Origin of the sequence: Stenotrophomonas sp. NA06056, from assembly GCF_013364355.1 — a bacterium.
Lineage (GTDB): Bacteria > Pseudomonadota > Gammaproteobacteria > Xanthomonadales > Xanthomonadaceae > Stenotrophomonas.
In genome coordinates this window covers 377,608-395,390 of record NZ_CP054931.1, presented here as the reverse complement: position 1 = coordinate 395,390, position 17,783 = coordinate 377,608, and the positions used below count along the sequence as shown (strand labels likewise).

Annotated in this window: 16 protein-coding genes; 10 read left to right on the top strand and 6 right to left on the bottom strand. The window is 66.7% G+C overall.

Annotation, left to right across the window (positions count from 1 at the left end; translation table 11 throughout):
- Positions 1-50: 50 nt before the first annotated feature.
- The 4 genes from HUT07_RS01745 to def all read right to left on the bottom strand — a co-directional run bounded on the left by HUT07_RS01745 (position 51) and on the right by def (position 4,678).
- Complete coding sequence (locus HUT07_RS01745) at positions 51-1,763, bottom strand: glycosyltransferase family 39 protein (protein ID WP_176019463.1); 1,713 nt, start codon at positions 1,761-1,763, stop codon at positions 51-53.
- Between the two features lie 22 nt (positions 1,764-1,785).
- Positions 1,786-3,117, bottom strand: coding sequence for a 16S rRNA (cytosine(967)-C(5))-methyltransferase RsmB (gene rsmB / locus HUT07_RS01740; protein ID WP_176019462.1), 1,332 nt, complete (start codon positions 3,115-3,117; stop codon positions 1,786-1,788).
- 3 nt (positions 3,118-3,120) lie between these two features.
- A complete protein-coding gene (gene fmt / locus HUT07_RS01735) occupies positions 3,121-4,044 on the bottom strand; it encodes a methionyl-tRNA formyltransferase (RefSeq protein ID WP_176019461.1) in 924 nt (307 codons plus the stop codon).
- A gap of 121 nt (positions 4,045-4,165) precedes the next feature.
- Positions 4,166-4,678, bottom strand: coding sequence for a peptide deformylase (gene def, locus HUT07_RS01730; RefSeq protein ID WP_025879059.1), 513 nt, complete (start codon positions 4,676-4,678; stop codon positions 4,166-4,168).
- 128 nt (positions 4,679-4,806) lie between these two features.
- On the opposite strand from def, the gene HUT07_RS01725 reads away from it, so the two are divergent.
- The 9 genes from HUT07_RS01725 to HUT07_RS01685 all read left to right on the top strand — a co-directional run bounded on the left by HUT07_RS01725 (position 4,807) and on the right by HUT07_RS01685 (position 14,488).
- Complete coding sequence (locus HUT07_RS01725) at positions 4,807-5,934, top strand: LysM peptidoglycan-binding domain-containing protein (protein ID WP_176019460.1); 1,128 nt, start codon at positions 4,807-4,809, stop codon at positions 5,932-5,934.
- Positions 5,935-6,066: 132 nt separating this feature from the next.
- The gene (gene dprA / locus HUT07_RS01720; protein ID WP_176019459.1) at positions 6,067-7,194 is read left to right on the top strand and encodes a DNA-processing protein DprA; all 1,128 of its coding nucleotides are present in this window, start codon (positions 6,067-6,069) and stop codon (positions 7,192-7,194) included.
- A 43-nt stretch (positions 7,195-7,237) separates the two neighbouring features.
- A complete protein-coding gene (locus tag HUT07_RS01715; protein WP_025879062.1) occupies positions 7,238-7,711 on the top strand; it encodes a DUF494 family protein in 474 nt (157 codons plus the stop codon).
- Between the two features lie 39 nt (positions 7,712-7,750).
- Positions 7,751-8,485 (top strand): GYF domain-containing protein, encoded by a 735-nt coding sequence (locus HUT07_RS01710; protein ID WP_176019458.1) that lies wholly within the window; start codon positions 7,751-7,753, stop codon positions 8,483-8,485.
- Positions 8,486-8,534: 49 nt separating this feature from the next.
- Positions 8,535-9,464, top strand: a complete 930-nt coding sequence (locus HUT07_RS01705) for an RDD family protein (RefSeq protein ID WP_176019457.1) — start codon at positions 8,535-8,537, stop codon at positions 9,462-9,464.
- 222 nt (positions 9,465-9,686) lie between these two features.
- The gene (locus HUT07_RS01700) at positions 9,687-12,185 is read left to right on the top strand and encodes a DNA topoisomerase I (RefSeq protein WP_176019456.1); all 2,499 of its coding nucleotides are present in this window, start codon (positions 9,687-9,689) and stop codon (positions 12,183-12,185) included.
- Between the two features lie 130 nt (positions 12,186-12,315).
- On the top strand, positions 12,316-12,876 hold the full coding sequence (locus tag HUT07_RS01695; RefSeq protein WP_176019455.1) for a Sua5/YciO/YrdC/YwlC family protein: 561 nt from the start codon (positions 12,316-12,318) through the stop codon (positions 12,874-12,876).
- A gap of 43 nt (positions 12,877-12,919) precedes the next feature.
- Positions 12,920-13,627, top strand: coding sequence for a DUF4124 domain-containing protein (locus HUT07_RS01690; RefSeq protein ID WP_176019454.1), 708 nt, complete (start codon positions 12,920-12,922; stop codon positions 13,625-13,627).
- A 123-nt stretch (positions 13,628-13,750) separates the two neighbouring features.
- The gene (locus HUT07_RS01685; RefSeq protein ID WP_176019453.1) at positions 13,751-14,488 is read left to right on the top strand and encodes a hypothetical protein; all 738 of its coding nucleotides are present in this window, start codon (positions 13,751-13,753) and stop codon (positions 14,486-14,488) included.
- A 48-nt stretch (positions 14,489-14,536) separates the two neighbouring features.
- Here HUT07_RS01685 and HUT07_RS01680 read toward each other — a convergent pair whose 3' ends face one another.
- On the bottom strand, positions 14,537-15,313 hold the full coding sequence (locus HUT07_RS01680) for an SDR family oxidoreductase (protein ID WP_176019452.1): 777 nt from the start codon (positions 15,311-15,313) through the stop codon (positions 14,537-14,539).
- Positions 15,314-15,424: 111 nt separating this feature from the next.
- On the opposite strand from HUT07_RS01680, the gene HUT07_RS01675 reads away from it, so the two are divergent.
- Positions 15,425-15,628 (top strand): hypothetical protein, encoded by a 204-nt coding sequence (locus HUT07_RS01675; RefSeq protein ID WP_176019451.1) that lies wholly within the window; start codon positions 15,425-15,427, stop codon positions 15,626-15,628.
- A 136-nt stretch (positions 15,629-15,764) separates the two neighbouring features.
- On the opposite strand, the gene sppA is transcribed toward HUT07_RS01675, so the two are convergent.
- Positions 15,765-17,687 (bottom strand): signal peptide peptidase SppA, encoded by a 1,923-nt coding sequence (gene sppA, locus HUT07_RS01670; RefSeq protein ID WP_176019450.1) that lies wholly within the window; start codon positions 17,685-17,687, stop codon positions 15,765-15,767.
- Positions 17,688-17,783: the final 96 nt, after the last annotated feature.

Genomic DNA, 17,783 nt, shown 5'->3' with positions numbered 1-17,783 from the left:
ACTGCCTTTGGCGCCGCTTGGGCAGTCTGGACAAGCGCAGGCCAGAGTGGTTACTCCTCACGCTGCAATCGCCGCTCGCGTTCGCGCTCGTCGGCGCTGGCCACGCATTCGCCCTGCACCGCAGCGGCAGGCACCAGCCACCAACGGCGGCGGTTGGCGATTCCGGCCAGTTCGGCCCGGCTGCGGTCGATGCAGGGCAGCAGCGCGTCCTCGTGGACCAGCAACCAGCGGCGCTGCGGCGCCAGCTGCTGCCATTCCACCGCCGCGGCCAGCTGCGCATCCCAGGGCTCGTTGAAACCGAAGGTTGCTGCGGGGCGGTCGGCCATCAGCAGATTCTGCTCTTTCCAGGCCACCAGTCCCAGCTCGGCATCGGCGCCGATGCGCTGGCCGGTGTGCCGCATCAGGCCGCGGGCGGAACTTGAATCATTCAGCAGCGGATAGCCGATCAGGCTGTACAGCACCCATATGACAGTGAGGGTCGAGACCAGCGCCAGCTGGCGGCGGCCGCGGCCGAACAACAGCAGGCTGGCCACACCCCAGCCGCCCATCGCCATCGCCGCCCAGGCCAGGGCGTTCATCTCGCCATTGCCGATGCCCCGCGTCTGCATCAGCCGTGCCTCAAAGCCGGGCTTGCCCAGCAGGGCCGCCAGCCCGGCAGCCAAGGTACCCAACGACAGCAGCAGGGTGAACGCGCCCAGCAGCCACTGCACGTCCCGCCGGCGCAGCAGCCCCGGCAACAACGGCGCAAGCGCCAGGCAGAACATCGGCAGCGCGGGCAGGATGTAGACGTCACGCTTGCCATTGGGGATAGAGAAGAACAGCACGATCAGTGCCCACCAGCCCAGCAGCAACAGGTAGCGCGCGTCCCGGCGCTGCAGCCGGCGCCGCCAGGCAGGGATCGCCCATGGCAGCGCCAGGAAGGCGGGAATCCACATCGACGGCATGGTGCCCAGGAAATACCACCACGGCTGATGGTGATCCCACGATTGCGCATAGCGCTTGGCGGTCTGCCGGAACAGGATGTCGTTCATGTACGCCAGGTACTCGCCGGAGCGGGTCGCCAGCGCGGTCATCACCATCGGCACCAGCCACAGCGCGATGGCCAGCACGAACGCCAACGGCGCCAGCCAGAAGCGCAGGTCGCGTGCATGCAGCCGCACCCGTGGCCAGTGCAGCGCCGAACCGATCACCGCGGGCACGATCATCAGCAGCGCGATCACGCCCACGCCCTTGGTGATCACCCCGATGCCGGCAAAGAACCAGCCCAGCCACCACCAGCGCCAAGCGGGCCCCAGCAGCAGGTGGCGCAGCAGGCCGTAGTTGGCCAGGGTGATGAACAACACCACCAGCGGGTCGATCTGCGCCTTCTTCGACTGGAAGGTGAACTGCAGGGCGAACAGCAGGGCCCAGCCTGCGTACAGGCCAACCTGGCGCGTCCACAGACGCCGGCCCAGATCGACCACGCACCACAGCGTACCGAGTGCGGCGATCAATGAGGGCAGCAGGAACGCCACACGCCAGTTGCCGACCACGCTGTACAGCGTGGCCTGCCACCACATCAGCATCGGCGGTTTGTCCGAGTAAAGCTCCAGCCCACGGTGCGGGAACAGCCAGTCGCCGCTGTCCACCATCTGCTTGGCGACCAGTGCGAAGCGCGGTTCGTCCGAGGGCCAGGGATCACGGAGTCCCAGGCCGGCACCCAACACCAACAGGGCCATCACAACGAACAGCCACGTCTGGCGTGATGCACGGGTTTTCAGCATGGGGGCTCGGACAGCGGTTGGGTCAGGCCTTTTTTAGCAGACGCGCGTAGAAAAATCCGTCAGCATCGTTTTCACCGGGCAAGCGCTGGCGTGCGATACCGTCACAATCCAGACCAAATGCGTCACCCAGCGCGACCGCTTCCGCATCCGCGTGCCACTTCAGGAAGCCCTTTACCTGATCGACATTTTCCGCGCGCAGGATCGAGCAGGTGGCATACAGCAGCACACCACCGGGGCGCAGCATCGACCAGCAGGCTTCCAGCAACCGGGCCTGGATGCCGACCAGCGCATCGATGTCTTCCGCCCGGCGATGGAACATCACGTCCGGCTGCCGGCGGATGACGCCCGTGGCCGAGCAGGGTGCGTCCAGCAGGATCGCGTCGAATGGAACGCCATCCCACCATGCCCCCGGATCGCTGGCATCGGCCACCAGCACCTGGGCGCCTTCGCCCACGCCGGTGCGGGCGAACGTATCCTTGGCGCGCGCCAGGCGACGGGCATCGATGTCCAGCGCCAGCAATCGCAGGCTGGGGTCACGCTCCAGCAGATGCGCCGACTTGCCACCCGGGGCGGCACACGCGTCGAGCACGCGGCTGCCGGCCGGCGGCGCCAGCGCGTCGGCGGCACATTGCGCCGACAGATCCTGCACCGACAGCAGGCCTTCGCCGAAGCCGGGCAACTGGTTCACCGGAACCGGCACGGCCAATCGCAGTGCATCGGCACTCAACGGGCTGGCTTCGGCGGCAATGCCGGCCTCGGCCAGGGCCGCCATGACTTTGTCGCGCCCGCCCTGCTGGTGGTTGGCACGCAACCACAACGGCGCCGGCTGCAGGCTGGCAGCGAAGATCGCCTCGGCCTGTGCCGGCCAGTCGCGTTCAACGGCCTCGGCCAGCCAGACCGGAAATGCGTCGCGTGCCGGCTGTTCGGGGAAACCCTCGCGCTGGGCCCGTCGCAGGATCGCGTTGACCAGGCCCGCTTGGCGTTCACGACCCAGTGCGCGTGCAGCATCAACCGTGGCCGACAGCGCCGCATGGGCAGGTAGTTCCAGCACATCCAGCTGGGCAAAACCCACCATCAGCAGCGTGCGCAGGTCGGCATCGCGTGCCGACAGCGGCTTCTGCATCCATCCCTGCAGGGCAGCGTCGTAGGTGCTGCGACGACGCAGCACCGCAAAGCACAGTGCTTCAAGCAGCGCACGGTCGCGGGTGTCGGCCAGCTTGGGCAGGGCCCAGGCCAGTTCCGCCTTGAGCGAACGACCGCGGGTGAACACCTGCGCAAGCACGCGCGCAGCGAGCATGCGGGTGGCCGCGCCCGGCGCCGCCTTGGCAATGGAAAAATCGTTCGCCTTGCTCACCCGTCAAACCCCCACGCGCAGGTCACGGCGGGCATTGAGATAGTCGGCGGCGGTGATCGCCTTGCCGCCTTCCCGCTGCAGCACGCGCAGGCGCAGCGCGCCCTGTCCGCAGGCGATGTCGATGCCTTCGCGGCCAGCGGCCAGCACCGTGCCCGGCGCTTGGCCATGGGCCACATCCAGTGCCACCGCGCCGTGGATGCGCACGCGCTCGCCGGCCAGCAGCGCCTCGGCAATCGGCCACGGATTGAATGCGCGCACTGTCCGCGCCAGCGCTTCTGCGTCCTGCGCCCAGTCCAGTTTTGCCTCGGCCTTGTCCAGCTTGTGCGCGTAAGTCACGCCCTGCTCCGGCTGTGGCCGTGCAATCGGCTTGATGCCCGCGCGCAGCAGGCCCAGTCCATCGGACAGCACCTGTGCACCGAGCTCGGCCAGCTTGTCGTGCAGCTGGCCACCGGTATCGGTGGTGGCAATGGCCAGCTCCTGGTGCAGCAGCACCGGGCCCGTATCCAGGCCAGCTTCCATCTGCATCAGGCAGATGCCGGTCTTCTCGTCACCGGCCTGGATGGCACGCTGGATCGGTGCGGCGCCGCGCCAGCGCGGCAGCAGCGACCCATGCACGTTCCAGCAGCCATGGGTCGGGATGGTCAACACCGCCTTGGGCAGGATCAGGCCATAGGCCACCACCACCATCAGGTCCGGCTGCAGGTCACGCAGTTGCTGCTGGGCTGCCTCGTCCTTCAGCGTTTCCGGCTGGTACACGGGGATGCCGCGGGCGACCGCTTCCAGCTTGACCGGCGAAGGCGCCAGCCCACGGCCACGGCCAGCCGGGCGATCAGGCTGCGTGTAGACAGCCACCACCTCGTGATGACGCGCGGCCGCGCGCAGCGACGACACCGCGAATTCCGGCGTACCGGCAAAGACAATCCTCATGGCAACCCCACTTGCAGGATGAAATCGTGCAGGAAAAAAAACGGCGCCGTCGGCCGGCGCCATGCAGCCCGCGCGTCACGCGCAGGCGCAGGCCACCCCGAAGGGCGGCCCACATCAGCCATCACGCCACGTGCTTGCGCTGTTTGGCCAGCTTCTTGCGGACCATCTCGCGCTTCAGCGGCGACAGGTAATCGATGAACAGCTTGCCGTCCAGATGGTCCATCTCGTGCTGCACGCAGACCGCCAGCAGGCCGTCGGTGGTCAGTTCCTGCGGCTGCCCCTGGCGGTCCAGGAACTTGACGGTGATGGTGTCGGCACGGGTCACGTCAGCAAAGATGCCAGGCACCGACAGGCAGCCTTCCTGGTACACCTGGCCCCCGTCCTTGGCGACGATTTCCGGGTTGATGAAGACGCGCGGCTCGTTCTTTTCTTCGCTCACGTCGATGACCATGAAGCGCTGGTGCACGTCCACCTGGCTGGCCGCCAGGCCGATGCCCGGGGCGTCGTACATGGTCTCGAACATGTTGTCGAGCAGCTCCTGGAACGCCGGCGTGGTCACTTCGGCGGCATCGATCAACGCAGCCTTGGTACGCAGGCGCGGATCGGGGAACTCAAGGATGGGGAGTAAAGCCATGGCAGTTTCCGGGGTTGGGGCCGGGTTACGCCGGCATACGTCGCAGATTCTAGCTCCAACGCTTGCCTTGCGCCCCGGTTTCTGGACTATAGTGCGCGAACCTGTTGGGGAATCAGGGCTTCACACCTATGTTGCTTCGTTTTCGTACGGTCGTCGCCGCGGCGATGCTGACCGTGGCTGCCTATGCTACCGCCGTGGAAGTGAATGGCGGGCACCCGGACACCTATGTGGTCCGCAAAGGGGACACCCTGTGGGATATCGCAGGACGTTTCCTGCAGAAACCATGGCTGTGGCCTGAGATCTGGCAGGCCAATCCGCAGGTCGCCAATCCACACCTGATCTATCCCGGTGACGTCCTCAGCCTGGCCTACCTGGACCGGGTGACGGCCCAGCCCGGCCCGCGCAAGGAAGCCCCGGTGACCGGCGTGCCGCTGGCCCAGGTCGAGCCGTTCCTGAAGCAGCTCAGCGTGGTCGACAGCATTGAACAGCTGCCCTATGTGGTCGGCCTGGAAGACAACCGCCTGCGCGCCACCAGCGGCCAGACCGCCTATGTGCGCCTGGCCGACGCCCAGACCGGGCAGCGCTGGGCCGTGGTCCGCCCGACCGTGCGCTACGCCCAGCCCAAGCCGACCGAGGACCTGACCGCCAACGGCGATGTCACCCCGGGCAGCGGCAACCTCTGGAAGGCCTTCAACGCGCCCAACCACCGCCGCGGTGTACTGGGCTATGAGCTGGCACAGGTCGGCACCGGCACCATCACCAAGGTGGCTGGCGGCAAGGCCGAAGCGTCGACTCTGGTGCTGGACAACGCCAGCGGTGGCCGTGAAGTGCGTGCTGGCGACCGTCTGGTGCCGGTCGAGGCCACGCCATACGACCTGCAGTTCTTCCCGCATGTACCTGCCGCCGGCGTGGAAGGCGTGGACGTGCGCGTACTGGCAGTCACCGACATGTTCAGCACCGGCGGCCCGCGCGACGTGATCGCGATTTCCGCTGGCCGCGCCCAGGGCGTGGACAACGGCACCGTGTTCTCGCTGTGGCGCCATGGCAGCCATGTGGCACACCGGATGAAGTTCCCGGGGTCTTCGCGCATGGACGACTCGACCAGCACGGGCGCCGGCCGGGTCACCCTGCCGGACGAGTACGCCGCGCACGCAATGGTCTTCCGCACCTTCGACAACGTCAGCTATGCGTTGGTGATGCAGGGCGTGAAGCCCGTGCGTGTGGGCTACAGCGCGCTGCACCCGGACGCGAAATGATCCAACGCCGGGCCCTGCCCGGCCTCGGCGGGCAGTGTCGGCCGTATCGACCGGCAACTTCCGGGATACCCTGACAGCACTACGCGAAGGCGCCCTAGGGCGCCTTTGTCGTATGGGTCCGATAGTCGGGGGATGACTGAGCACGGACATGAGGCGCTGCTGCGCCTGTTGATCGCGGGGGGCTCGCTGGCACCCAGGCGCGCGCTGCTGCAGAACGCCAGCAATGCGCAGGCGGCATTGGCGCTGGGCGTTGCAGGCTGGCGCGCCCACGGCTGCACGCCGGAACAATGCGCTGCGCTGGAGCGTCCCGATACCCGCACCCTGGCGAGCGCTCAGCGCTGGCTGCAGCAGCCTGGTCATCACCTGCTGGCCTGCAACGATCCGGCCTTTCCCCCTGTCCTTCTCGATGCACCCAATCCTCCCCTGGCGCTGTTCGCCGAGGGGGATCCAGCCATCGCCTGGCGCCCTGCGGTGGCCCTGGTCGGCAGTCGTTCCCCCACCCCTACGGGTCGCGCCCTCGCCGCACGGTTTGCCACCTGTTTCGTAGAGGCCGGGCTGGCCGTGGCCAGCGGGTTGGCGGCAGGCATCGACGCGGCCGCCCATCAGGCGGCGCTGGAAGCAGGCGGTTGCACCCTTGCGGTGATCGGCACCGGCCCGGACCGCGCCTATCCCAGCAGCCACGCCCGCCTGCAGGCCAGAATCGCCGCCGAAGGTGTGGTGCTCAGCGAGTACCTGCCAGGCACGCCCGCACGGCCGGGCCACTTCCCCGCACGCAACCGGCTGGTGGCCGGGCTGGCCCTGGCCACGGTGGTGGTCGAGGCCGCACAACGCTCGGGCGCCCTGATCACCGCTCGGCTGGCCGCCGAAGCGGGCCGCGAGGTCTGCGCGATACCCGGTTCGGTACTCAATCCGCGCGCCGCCGGCTGCCACCGGCTCATCCGTCAAGGGGTTGCCCTGGTCGAACGTCCCGAAGAGGTGCTGGAACTGCTGGCTCCGGCATTGCGTCACCAGCTTCCGGGCTTGCAAACCCGGCTGGCCACCCCCACTGAACAGGCAGCGCCGGCGGATCTGCCGGCATGCTGGGCGAACGACGCTGACTACCAGCGCTTGTGGCGGGCGCTGGCGCACGACCCAATCAGTATGGATTCACTGATCACGCAGTGTGGATTGACGGCGTCGGAGGTGTCCTCCATGCTGCTGGCCATGGAACTTGCGGGAATCGTGGTGTGCGTACACGGCCGCTACTGTCGACGTCCCTAGTTTCTTCACCTCCACAGCGTCGCGCGACGCAGGCCGAGGGGCAATGAAAGAGAGCATCCTGGATGTACTGCTGTACCTGTTTGAACACTATTTCAGCGAAGATGCGGACCTGATCCGTGACCGCGACTCACTGCAGAATGGCCTGATCCAGGCCGGTTTCAGCCCCACTGAGATCAACAAGGCATTCGAATGGCTCGATGCCCTGGCAGCGCAGCGCCCGAGCGCGGCCCAGGCCCGGGTCGATGGTCCCGTTCGCATCTATCACGGCCCGGAGCTGGACAAGCTTGACGTGGAATGCCGTGGTTTCCTGCTGTACCTGGAACAGCACGGCATCCTTGATGCTGGCCAGCGCGAGCTGGTGCTGGACCGGGCAATGGCCCTGGACCAGGACGAACTGGACCTGGACGACCTGAAATGGGTCGTGCTGATGGTGCTGTTCAACCAGCCCGGCGCCGAGGCGGCCTACGCCTGGATGGAAACGCAGATGTTCGTGGACGAGCCAGAACCCCTGCACTGACCGTACACTTGGGGGCCGTGCGCATTCAGGAGCGTCCCCGTGAGTGAGTGGTTCCATGCCGAAGGCAACCGCCAGCAAGGCCCGTTGCCTTCGGAACAGTTGATCGAGCTGTTCCGTAGCAACCAGATCACCCTGGACACCCTGGTCTGGCGCGACGGCTTGCCGCAATGGCAGCCGTTGCGCAACGTGGTCGACGAACTGGGGCTGATCGTGCCCGCTGTCGATGCAGTCCCCCCTGCGCCACCGCCACCTCCTGCTGCTCCGCTGCCGCCTACCCTGCCACCCGCCTCGCCCTACGCGACCACGCCACTGGACGCTGCACCGGTGGTGAAGAAGGGCCTGTCCGGCTGCGCGTTGACCGCCATCATCGGCGGCGTTGCATTGTTGGTGGTGGTGCCGATCCTGGCCATCCTGGCAGCCATCGCCCTGCCGGCCTATACCGACTACACCATCAAGGCCAAGGTCGCCGGCGCGATCACCGCGCTGCAGCCGCTGAAGGACAAGGTCCAGCATTTCGCCGATGACCAGGGCCGTTGCCCGGGCGCCAACGACGCCGGTTTCCCGGCCGCGGACGAATTCGCAGGCCAGGGCCTGTCGGCCGTGCATATCGGCCGCTTCAACAATGGCCACTGCGGCATCGAAGCGACGCTGGCGGTTCCGGGCAAGAGCCAGGATGGCGACCTGCTGTGGCTCGAGTACGACCGTGACAGCGGACGCTGGGAATGCAGCGGCGAAAGCGACGACAAGTATCTGCCCACGCAGTGCCACGGCTGAGCCGCGCACCGGGCAAACCCACCAAGGACGACCCAACAGGGGACATGCAATGACTGAGTGGTACTACGCCGAAGGACAGCAACGCCAGGGCCCGTTGGAGATCACCGAGATCCGCCAGCGCTTCCAGCGCGGCCAGTTGAACCTGGACACCCTGGTCTGGCGCGAAGGCATGGGACAGTGGGCACCGCTGCGACAGCTGGTGGACGAACTGGGCCTGCAGACCCTGGCCGATGCCAGTACCTCCACCGCCACCGGTGGCTTCGACCTGCGCAACGACTATGCCGCGATCGACAACGGTACCGCCCCCCTGCCGGGCACTGGCGCCCTCAGCAACTCGCCGTACAACGCGCCTGGCGCAGTGGGCGGCGACCATTGGCAGCCGGTGCAGGGCGGCGAAGTGGTCTATGCCGGCTTCTGGAAGCGCTTTGCCGCTTACCTGATCGACTATTTCGTTCTGCTGATTCCCAGCGGCGTGGTCGGTGGCGTGCTGGGCTTCGTGCTTGGCGCCGGCATGGGGGCCACTGGCAGCGGCGAAACCGCAGTGGAAGTGGTCACCCAGCTGATCAGTGGTCTGGCCGGCCTGTTCATCGCCGCCGCCTACTACGGCTGGTTCCATGCCTCCCGTGGTGGCGCCACCCTCGGCAAGATGGCCATTGGCATCAAGGTCGTGCGTGGCAACGGCGATCGCCTGACCCTGGGCCGCAGCATCGGCCGCTACTTCGCCACCATCCTCAGTGGCCTGACCCTGTGCATCGGCTACTTGATGGCCGCCTTCACCGAGCGCAAGCAGGGCCTGCATGACCTCATCTGCGACACCGTGGTGGTCGACCGCTGGGCCTACACCGACCAACCGCAGCTGCAGCGCCGCGAACTGGGCGCGGTGACCATCGTGATCCTGGTGCTGGGCGGCCTGCTGATGCTGGCCGGTTTCGCCGCGATCATCCTCGCCGTTGGCGTCATCGCCAACATGGCGTCCTGATCGTGGATCGAGGGTCAATGCGCCGTCGCAGACGGCCATCCTCACGCCTCCCTGCTTGACAACGGCAGGTCGGGCGTGATTCCTCTAACAAGGTGAAACCTGAACGCCCGGCACAATACCGGGCGTTCAGTTTATTGATTTGCCCGTGGCCGCTTCACTAATGCGGCCGTTTGCTCCACCCTAGCGGCCCTTCCCCGCGGCTTACCCACAGACCCTGCTGCCATGCCCAAGCACCTGCTCATCGTTGAATCGCCGGCCAAAGCCAAGACGATCAACAAATACCTCGGCAAGGACTACACGGTCCTGGCCTCGTATGGGCACGTGCGTGATCTGATCCCGAAGGAAGGCGCGGTTGACCCGGAGAACGGGTTCGCCATGCATTACGACGTGATCGAGAAGAACGAAAAGCATGTCGATGCAATCGCCAAGGCCGCAAAGGGCGCCGACGACATCCTGCTGGCGACCGACCCGGATCGCGAGGGTGAAGCGATCAGCTGGCATATCGCCGAGATCCTGAAGGAACGCGGGCTGGTCAAGGACAAGCCGATGCAGCGCGTGGTCTTCACCGAAATCACCCCGCGCGCGATCAAGGAAGCCATCAACCAACCGCGCGAGATCGCCAGCGACCTGGTCGACGCCCAGCAGGCGCGCCGCGCGCTGGACTACCTGGTCGGCTTCAACCTGTCACCGGTGCTGTGGCGCAAGGTCCAGCGCGGCCTGTCCGCAGGCCGCGTGCAGAGCCCGGCGCTGCGCATGATCGTCGAGCGCGAGGAAGAGATCGAAGCCTTCATCGCCCGCGAATACTGGTCGATCGCCGCCGAGTGCGCGCACCCCTCGCAGCACTTCAATGCCAAGCTGGTCAAGCTGGACGGGCAGAAATTCGAGCAGTTCACCGTCACTGACGGCGACACCGCCGAGGCTGCCCGCCTGCGCATCCAGCAAGCGGCACAAGGCGCCCTGCATGTCACCGACGTGGCCAGCAAGGAGCGCAAGCGTCGCCCCGCGCCGCCATTCACCACCTCCACGCTGCAGCAGGAAGCCTCGCGCAAGCTCGGTTTCACTACCCGCAAGACCATGCAGGTTGCGCAGAAGCTGTACGAAGGCATGGACATCGGCGGCGAAGAAGGCACGGTCGGCCTGATCTCGTACATGCGTACCGACTCGGTGAACCTGTCGCAGGACGCGCTGGCCGAGATCCGCGACGTGATCGCCCGTGACTACGGCATCGCCTCGCTGCCCGACCAGCCCAACACCTACCAGACCAAGTCAAAGAACGCCCAGGAAGCGCACGAAGCGGTGCGCCCGACCTCGGCACTGCGTACCCCGGCCCAGGTCGCGCGGTTCCTGACCGACGACGAGCGCAAGCTGTACGAGCTGATCTGGAAGCGTGCAGTGGCCTGCCAGATGATTCCGGCCACGCTCAACACGGTCAGCGTGGATCTGTCGGCCGGCAGCGAACACGTGTTCCGCGCCAGCGGCACCACCGTGGTCGTGCCCGGCTTCCTGGCCGTGTACGAGGAAGGCAAGGACAGCAAGAGCGCCGAGGATGACGACGAAGGCCGCAAGCTGCCGGCGATGAAGCCGGGCGACCGCGTGCCGCTGGAACGCATCGTGGCCGATCAGCACTTCACCCAGCCGCCGCCGCGCTTCACCGAAGCGGCGCTGGTCAAGGCGCTGGAAGAATATGGCATCGGCCGTCCTTCGACCTACGCCTCGATCATCCAGACCCTGCTGTTCCGCAAGTACGTGGAAATGGAAGGCCGCAGCTTCCGTCCGTCCGATGTCGGCCGCGCGGTATCCAAGTTCCTGTCCAGCCACTTCACCCAATACGTCGACTACGACTTCACCGCCAAGCTGGAGGACGAGCTCGATGCCGTCTCGCGCGGCGAGGAAGAGTGGATTCCGCTGATGTCGCGCTTCTGGGGACCGTTCAAGGAACTGGTCGAAGACAAGAAGGAATCGGTCGACCGCGCCGAGGCCAGTGGCGCACGCGAGCTCGGCACCGACCCGAAGACCGGCAAGCCGGTCAGCGTGCGCCTGGGCCGGTTCGGGCCTTACGCGGCCATCGGCAGCACGGCTGAAGATGCCGAAGACAAGCCCAAGTTCGCTTCGCTGCGGCCGGGCCAGTCGATGCACACCATTTCCCTGGAAGACGCGCTGGAGCTGTTCCTGATGCCGCGCGCGCTGGGCGAGGACAAGGGCGAGGACGTCAGCGTCGGCATCGGCCGCTTCGGTCCGTTCGCCAAGCGCGGCAGCACCTACGCCTCGCTGAAGAAGGAAGACGACCCGTACACCATCGACCTGGCCCGCGCCGTGTTCCTGATCGAAGAGAAGGAAGAAATCGCGCGCAACCGGATCATCAAGGAGTTCGAGGGCAGCGACATCCAGGTGCTGAACGGTCGTTTCGGCCCGTACATCAGCGACGGCAAGATGAACGGCAAGATCCCCAAGGATCGTGAGCCGGCATCGTTGACCCTGGCCGAAGTGCAGCAGTTGATGGAAGAAACCGGCAAGCCGGTACGCAAGGGCTTCGGCGCCAAGAAGGCTGCCGCAAAGAAGGTCCCCGCGAAGAAGGCGGCAGTGAAGAAGGAAGCCGCGCCGAAGAAGGCCGTGGCCAAGAAGGCTGCTGCCAAGAAAGCACCGGCAAAGAAGGCGGCTGCGAAGAAGGCCGTGGCCAAGAAGGCACCGGCAAAGAAGGCCGTCAAGAAGGCTGCCAAGTAGATCCACGCCATGCATGGATGATGTGGTTGGATGTGCGGACCAACGGTCCGCACCCACCGGATGGCAGGTTCCACCCCATCTGCACGCAGCGGGGGGATAATGAAGGCCCACGCCGGGCCCGGTCGCCGCCATGAAAGAACTCACACTGGACACCGCAGTCGCCACGCTCCGCAGTGGCGGGGTGATCGCCTACCCGACCGAAGCGGTCTGGGGCCTGGGCTGCGACCCTTCGCATGAGGCTGCGGTGCACATGCTGCTGCGGCTGAAGCAGCGCCCGATCGAGAAAGGCATGATCCTGGTCGCTGCCGAGCTGTCGCAGCTGCAGGGTTGGGTGCGCCTGCAGGCGCTGCCCGACGCACGCCAGCGCGCGGTGCTTGCCAGTTGGCCTGGCGCCAACACCTGGATCCTGCCCGCCGGCACCCGCGCCCCTGGCTGGATCACCGGCGAACACAGCGGCATCGCAGTGCGCATCAGCGCCCACCCCCTGGTTGCAGCGCTGTGCCAGGCCTGGGGGGGCCCTCTGGTCTCCACCAGCGCCAACCTTGCCGGCGAGCCCCCCGCGCGCAGCCGCGAAGAGCTGGACCCGCGCCTGCTGCGCCTGCTCGACGGCATCCTTGATGGGCAGACCGGTGGGCTGGCCCAACCCACGCCGATACGCGACGGGCTCAGTGGCAACGTACTGCGCTCCTGACAGGTCGATTGCGTCGGCGTTGCTGATCGCGCACGCTGCGCCCATGACCCTGCTGCGCCCTGTCCTGTGCCTGGCCCTGCTGCTGCCCTTGCCGGCACCTGCCGCTGATGACGTGCGGGTCTACCGCTGCATCGGCAGCAATGGCGCCGTCGCCTTGCAGGACAAGCCCTGCACGGCCGGCCGCCAGGAGGTGCGCGACCTGCAACGGCCGCGCGACCCGCCGCCGCGGGTGGTCAGCACCGACACCGCGCCGCCTGTACCGGCGCAAACGCCGCCGATGCGCGAACGCGAGGTGCGCCATGTCTACATCCAGCCGCCGCAGCCGATGTACGAATGCGTGAGTGAAAACGGCGACCGATACACCAGCGACAACAACGAAGGGAATCCGCGGTGGGTGCCGCTATGGACCACAGTCTGGTATCCGCATGGCCATCTGGGCGGCGGGCGACCCGGACCGCATCCAGGACCGCGCTCGGCCGGTAGCGGCAGCACCATCGGCTCCCCCATCGGCGGGGGACCGCCGGTCTATCGTCCACCGTCGGTGGGCGTCGGTATCAACGTGCCGGCCGGCAACGTCCTGGTCCGCGATACCTGTCACGCCCTGCCCCCACAGGAAGTGTGCGCACGCCTACGTGATCGTCGCTGGGAACTGGACCGGCGTTACAACAGCGCGCTGCAGAGCGAGCGCACCGCGATCAGCAACGAGCAGCGCGGCATCGATGCACGGCTGGCACAGGACTGCGGCGGCTGAGCCCTGCACTGGGGCTGTGCCCCTCGCTCTGGTAGACGCCCACCTTGGTGGGCGCTGGCAGACAGCCGTGCCAACCGAGGTTGGCACCTACCGGGGTGTGGGCCTCCGCTGTAGGCTGCTCGCATGAGAAGACTGATCTGGCTGGCCATCGGCCTGTTGCCCGGCAACACGTGGGCCGATGACATGGTGATCTACCGCTGCACCTCGGCCAGCGACGTGCAGACCATCCAGCGCATGCCCTGCCCAGAGGGCAGCACGCAGCGCGTGCAACGGGTGGCTGATCCGGCACGGACGGCGCCCGTCGCTGCCGCGCCGGAGGCTCCTCCGCCCGGTCCCAGCGCCCTGCCCACGTCATCCCCCACCGCAACGCCCAGCATGACCACTGTCACGTCGGCGAGTCCGCGTGCCGGTGAAGAACGTCCGATCATGGAAGCCCGGATGGCCGACAACGCGGAGGGAGACACCATCCTCGACAGTGCGATGCTGCACCCTCACGGTGTTGGCAGCGCAGCGGACAAGGACGCGCCTCCAAAACCTCCGTTGCCCGCGATCTTCCAATGCGTTGACACGCAGGGCGGTACTTACCTGCACGAGTACGAGGCCGCACCCGGTCGCTGCGAACTGCTGAACGTACAGGGGCTGGGCGGGGCAACGCCGGTCAACGCCGCCAGCTGCGAGGTAGTCCGCGACCGCTGCACTGAAGTGGAGCAGGCACAGCGCTGCGGCAGCTGGCAGCAGCGCTTCCGCGATGCTCGGGGTCGCGAGCGGTTCGCCGCATCGGAGAATCAGCAGGCGGCCCGCGGCGAACGCGAGCGCCTGCAGGCCGTGCTGGAAGCCAGCAATTGCCCGGTGCCCGAGTGAGGCATCCACGCATGGCATGGATCCCTCGCCCGCGGTGATCGGCTGCGATCAGAATCCGTAGCGCAGGAAGCCGCCATCCACCGCGATGCATTCGCCGGTGACATAGCTCGAGGCCGGCAGGCACAGGAAACCCACGGCCGAGGCCACCTCTTCCGGCTCACCGATCCGCCGCATCGGCGTGCGTCCGATCACTTCCTCGTAGTAATCCGTATCGGACAGCGGGCCGGAAGTGCGGCGGGTGCGGATATACCACGGCGCCACCGCATTGACCCGGATGCCATCTTCAGCCCACTCCACCGCGAGGTTGCGGGTCATCTGGTGCATCGCCGCCTTGGTCATGCCGTAGACCACGCCACTGCGCACATGGGTCAGGCCTGACACGCTGCCGACGTTGACGATCGCCGAGGACGCGTGGCGCGCCAGCAACGGATGCGCGTAACGCGACAGTTCGAACGCCGAGAACAGATTGGTCTCGAAAATGCCACGCCACTCGTCTTCGGAGTACTCGGTAGCGGGCTTGGTGATGTTGCCGCCGGCATTGTTGACCAGGATGTGCAGGCCATCGGCATGGTCCTCGACCCAGTCCAGGATCTGCCGACGGTCCTCGTCGTCGGACACATCGGCAGCCAATGCGTGCACCTGGTGCTGCGGATACACATCCAGCAGTTCGTCGCGGGCACTCTCCAGCATGTCCAGGTCGCGGCCGACGATCATCAGATCGGCGCCGAGACCGGCCAGTTCATGCGCGACCGCCAGGCCGATACCGGCGCTGGCACCGGTGATCAGGGCCGTCTGCCCATCCAGGCGCCACCGTTGCTGGGTCATATGTCCTCCGGGGCCGCGCCCACTGCGTTTCGATGCGGCAAGGATACGCGCTCACGACCGCCCGCTGCCCGGGATGCGACACTGGCCGCACGCCCCTAGTGGAAAGCTGCCATGCGCCTCCTGATTCCCATTGTGATGTCGGCCGCGCTGCTGGCCGGGTGCCAGCGCCCCGCACCGCCGAATCCCGAACGACCACCAGAGCCACAGGCCATGGCCAAGGCGATCAATCAACCACTGGACCGCGCCAAGAGCGTGCAGAAGACGATGGACGACGCGACCGAACGCGAGCGCAAGGCAGAAGCCGACGCGCAGTAGATCCCCACATGCAACAACGCCCGGCCAAGGCCGGGCGTTGTACGTTCAGTAGATCCACATCATGCGTGGGCATCCCCGGTAGGCCCACGCCACGCGTGGGCACTCCTGGTAGATCCACGCCATGCGTGGATGGACGTCAGAACCCGCAGAAGCAATACGCCAGCGACTTCACCGGTGCACCGTTGCCCTTCTCGCGGGCCGCGTTCTCGACAAAGCGCAACTGCGTATCGATCTCCGGCATCGTGCGCGCCAGCATCATCCGGCCCACGCCGGAATCGGCCAGCATCCAGGCGCCGGCTCGGCTGCCAGCGAAGCCGCTGACGAACTGCGCGAACGGCGTCGCCGCCTTCTCGATGTAACGCACGCGGTACTTTTCGGTCGCACCCAGCTTGGCGCGACCCGCGGCGTCAGCCACAGCATCCTTCAGGCCACCGAAGGCATCGACCAGACCGCGCTCCTTCGCCTGCGCACCGCTCCAGACACGCCCGCGGGCCACTTCGTCGATCGCCTCGACCGGCTTCTTGCGGGCTTCGGCGACGCGACCGGTGAAATCGGCATAACCCTTGTTGATCACCGACTGGATGACCTGGCCCACCGCCGGGTCCATCGGCCGGGTGACATCGAAGGCGCCAGCGAAACGGGTGGTGCCGACGCCATCGGTGTGCACGCCGAACTTGTCCAGCGCACGGCTGAAGTTCGGAATCATGCCGAAGATGCCGATCGAACCAGTGATGGTCGACGGGTCGGCATAGATGCGATCGGCATTCATGCTGATCCAGTAACCACCGGACGCGGCCAGGTCACCCATGGACACCACCACCGGCTTGCCAGCGGCCTGCAGGGCCACCACTTCGCGACGGATCTGCTCGGATGCGTAGACCTCGCCACCAGGCGAATCCACGCGCAGCACCACGGCCTTGACGTCGTCATCGTCGCGCGCTGCACGCAGCAGCGCCGAGGTCGATTCGCCACCGATACGGCCGGCCGGCAGATCGCCGCCGCTGATTTCACCGGAGGCCACCACCACCGCGACCTGCGGACGCGAATCAACCGGGTTGCGACGCGCGTCGAGCTGGGCCATGTAGGTGCCGAAATCGATATTGCGGAAGCCACCGTCGGCGTCTTCGTCGGCCACACCGCGCTCGATCATCAGATCCTCGAATTCCTCGCGGGTCTTCAGCGCGGTCACCAGCTTCTGCTGCAGGGCGAACTTGGCCAGGTCACCGCCAGCGGCGGCGACGCCTTCAGGCAGGGTGTCGATGCCGGCCGCCAGCTGTGCCGGATCCAGGCGGCGGGCCTTGGCGATATCGCCGAGGTAGCGCTGCCAGACATCGTTCATCCAGAACAGATCGGCTTCCTTGGACGCCGGCGACGCTGCGTCAAGCACATACGGCTCGGCGGCCGATTTGTACTCGCCCACCTTGAACAGGTGCACGTCCACGCCCAGCTTGTCCTGCAGGCCGGTACGGAAGTACTGGCGGTAGCGACCCAGGCCCTCCAGCACCACCGACCCCATCGGGTCCAGGTAGACCTCGTCGGCCTGTGCAGCCAGCAGGTACTGCGACTGCCCCATGCTCTCGCTGAAGGCGACCAGCTGCTTGCCCGAAGCGCGCAGGTCCTGCAACGCAGCGGACACTTCACGCAGCGAGGCGAAACCGGACGGCTGCAGCTTGTCCAGCTCCAGCACTACCCGCTCGATCTTCTTGTCATCGCGCGCACTCTCGATCACCCGGATCAGATCGCGCAGCTGCACTTCCTCGGCACCGTTGTCACCGACGGCCTTGGCCAGCGCGCGGCTGACCGGATCGGCGCTGTACTGCTCGACCAGGCGGCCTTCCGGCGCGATCACCAGGGTGGTGCGGTCCTGCAGCGCCTTGCTGGCACCTGCACCCATGCCCGCAGCGACGATGAACATCACCAGCAGCAACAGCAACAGACCGAAGAACACCAGGTTGAGGATCAACCGGCGGGTGAAATTCATCACGTCCCACAGCCCGATGAAGAAGCTGGCGACAGGATTGCGGTTCGCCGGGGGCAGCGGCGGCACGGGTTGGTTCATGGAGCACTCCGGATGGCTTCTTGCCGTGGTAACAGCATAGCCGGTGCCGCGTGAGGCGGCATCGGACACAAGTCAGGGGATCGCCAGTCACGGTTG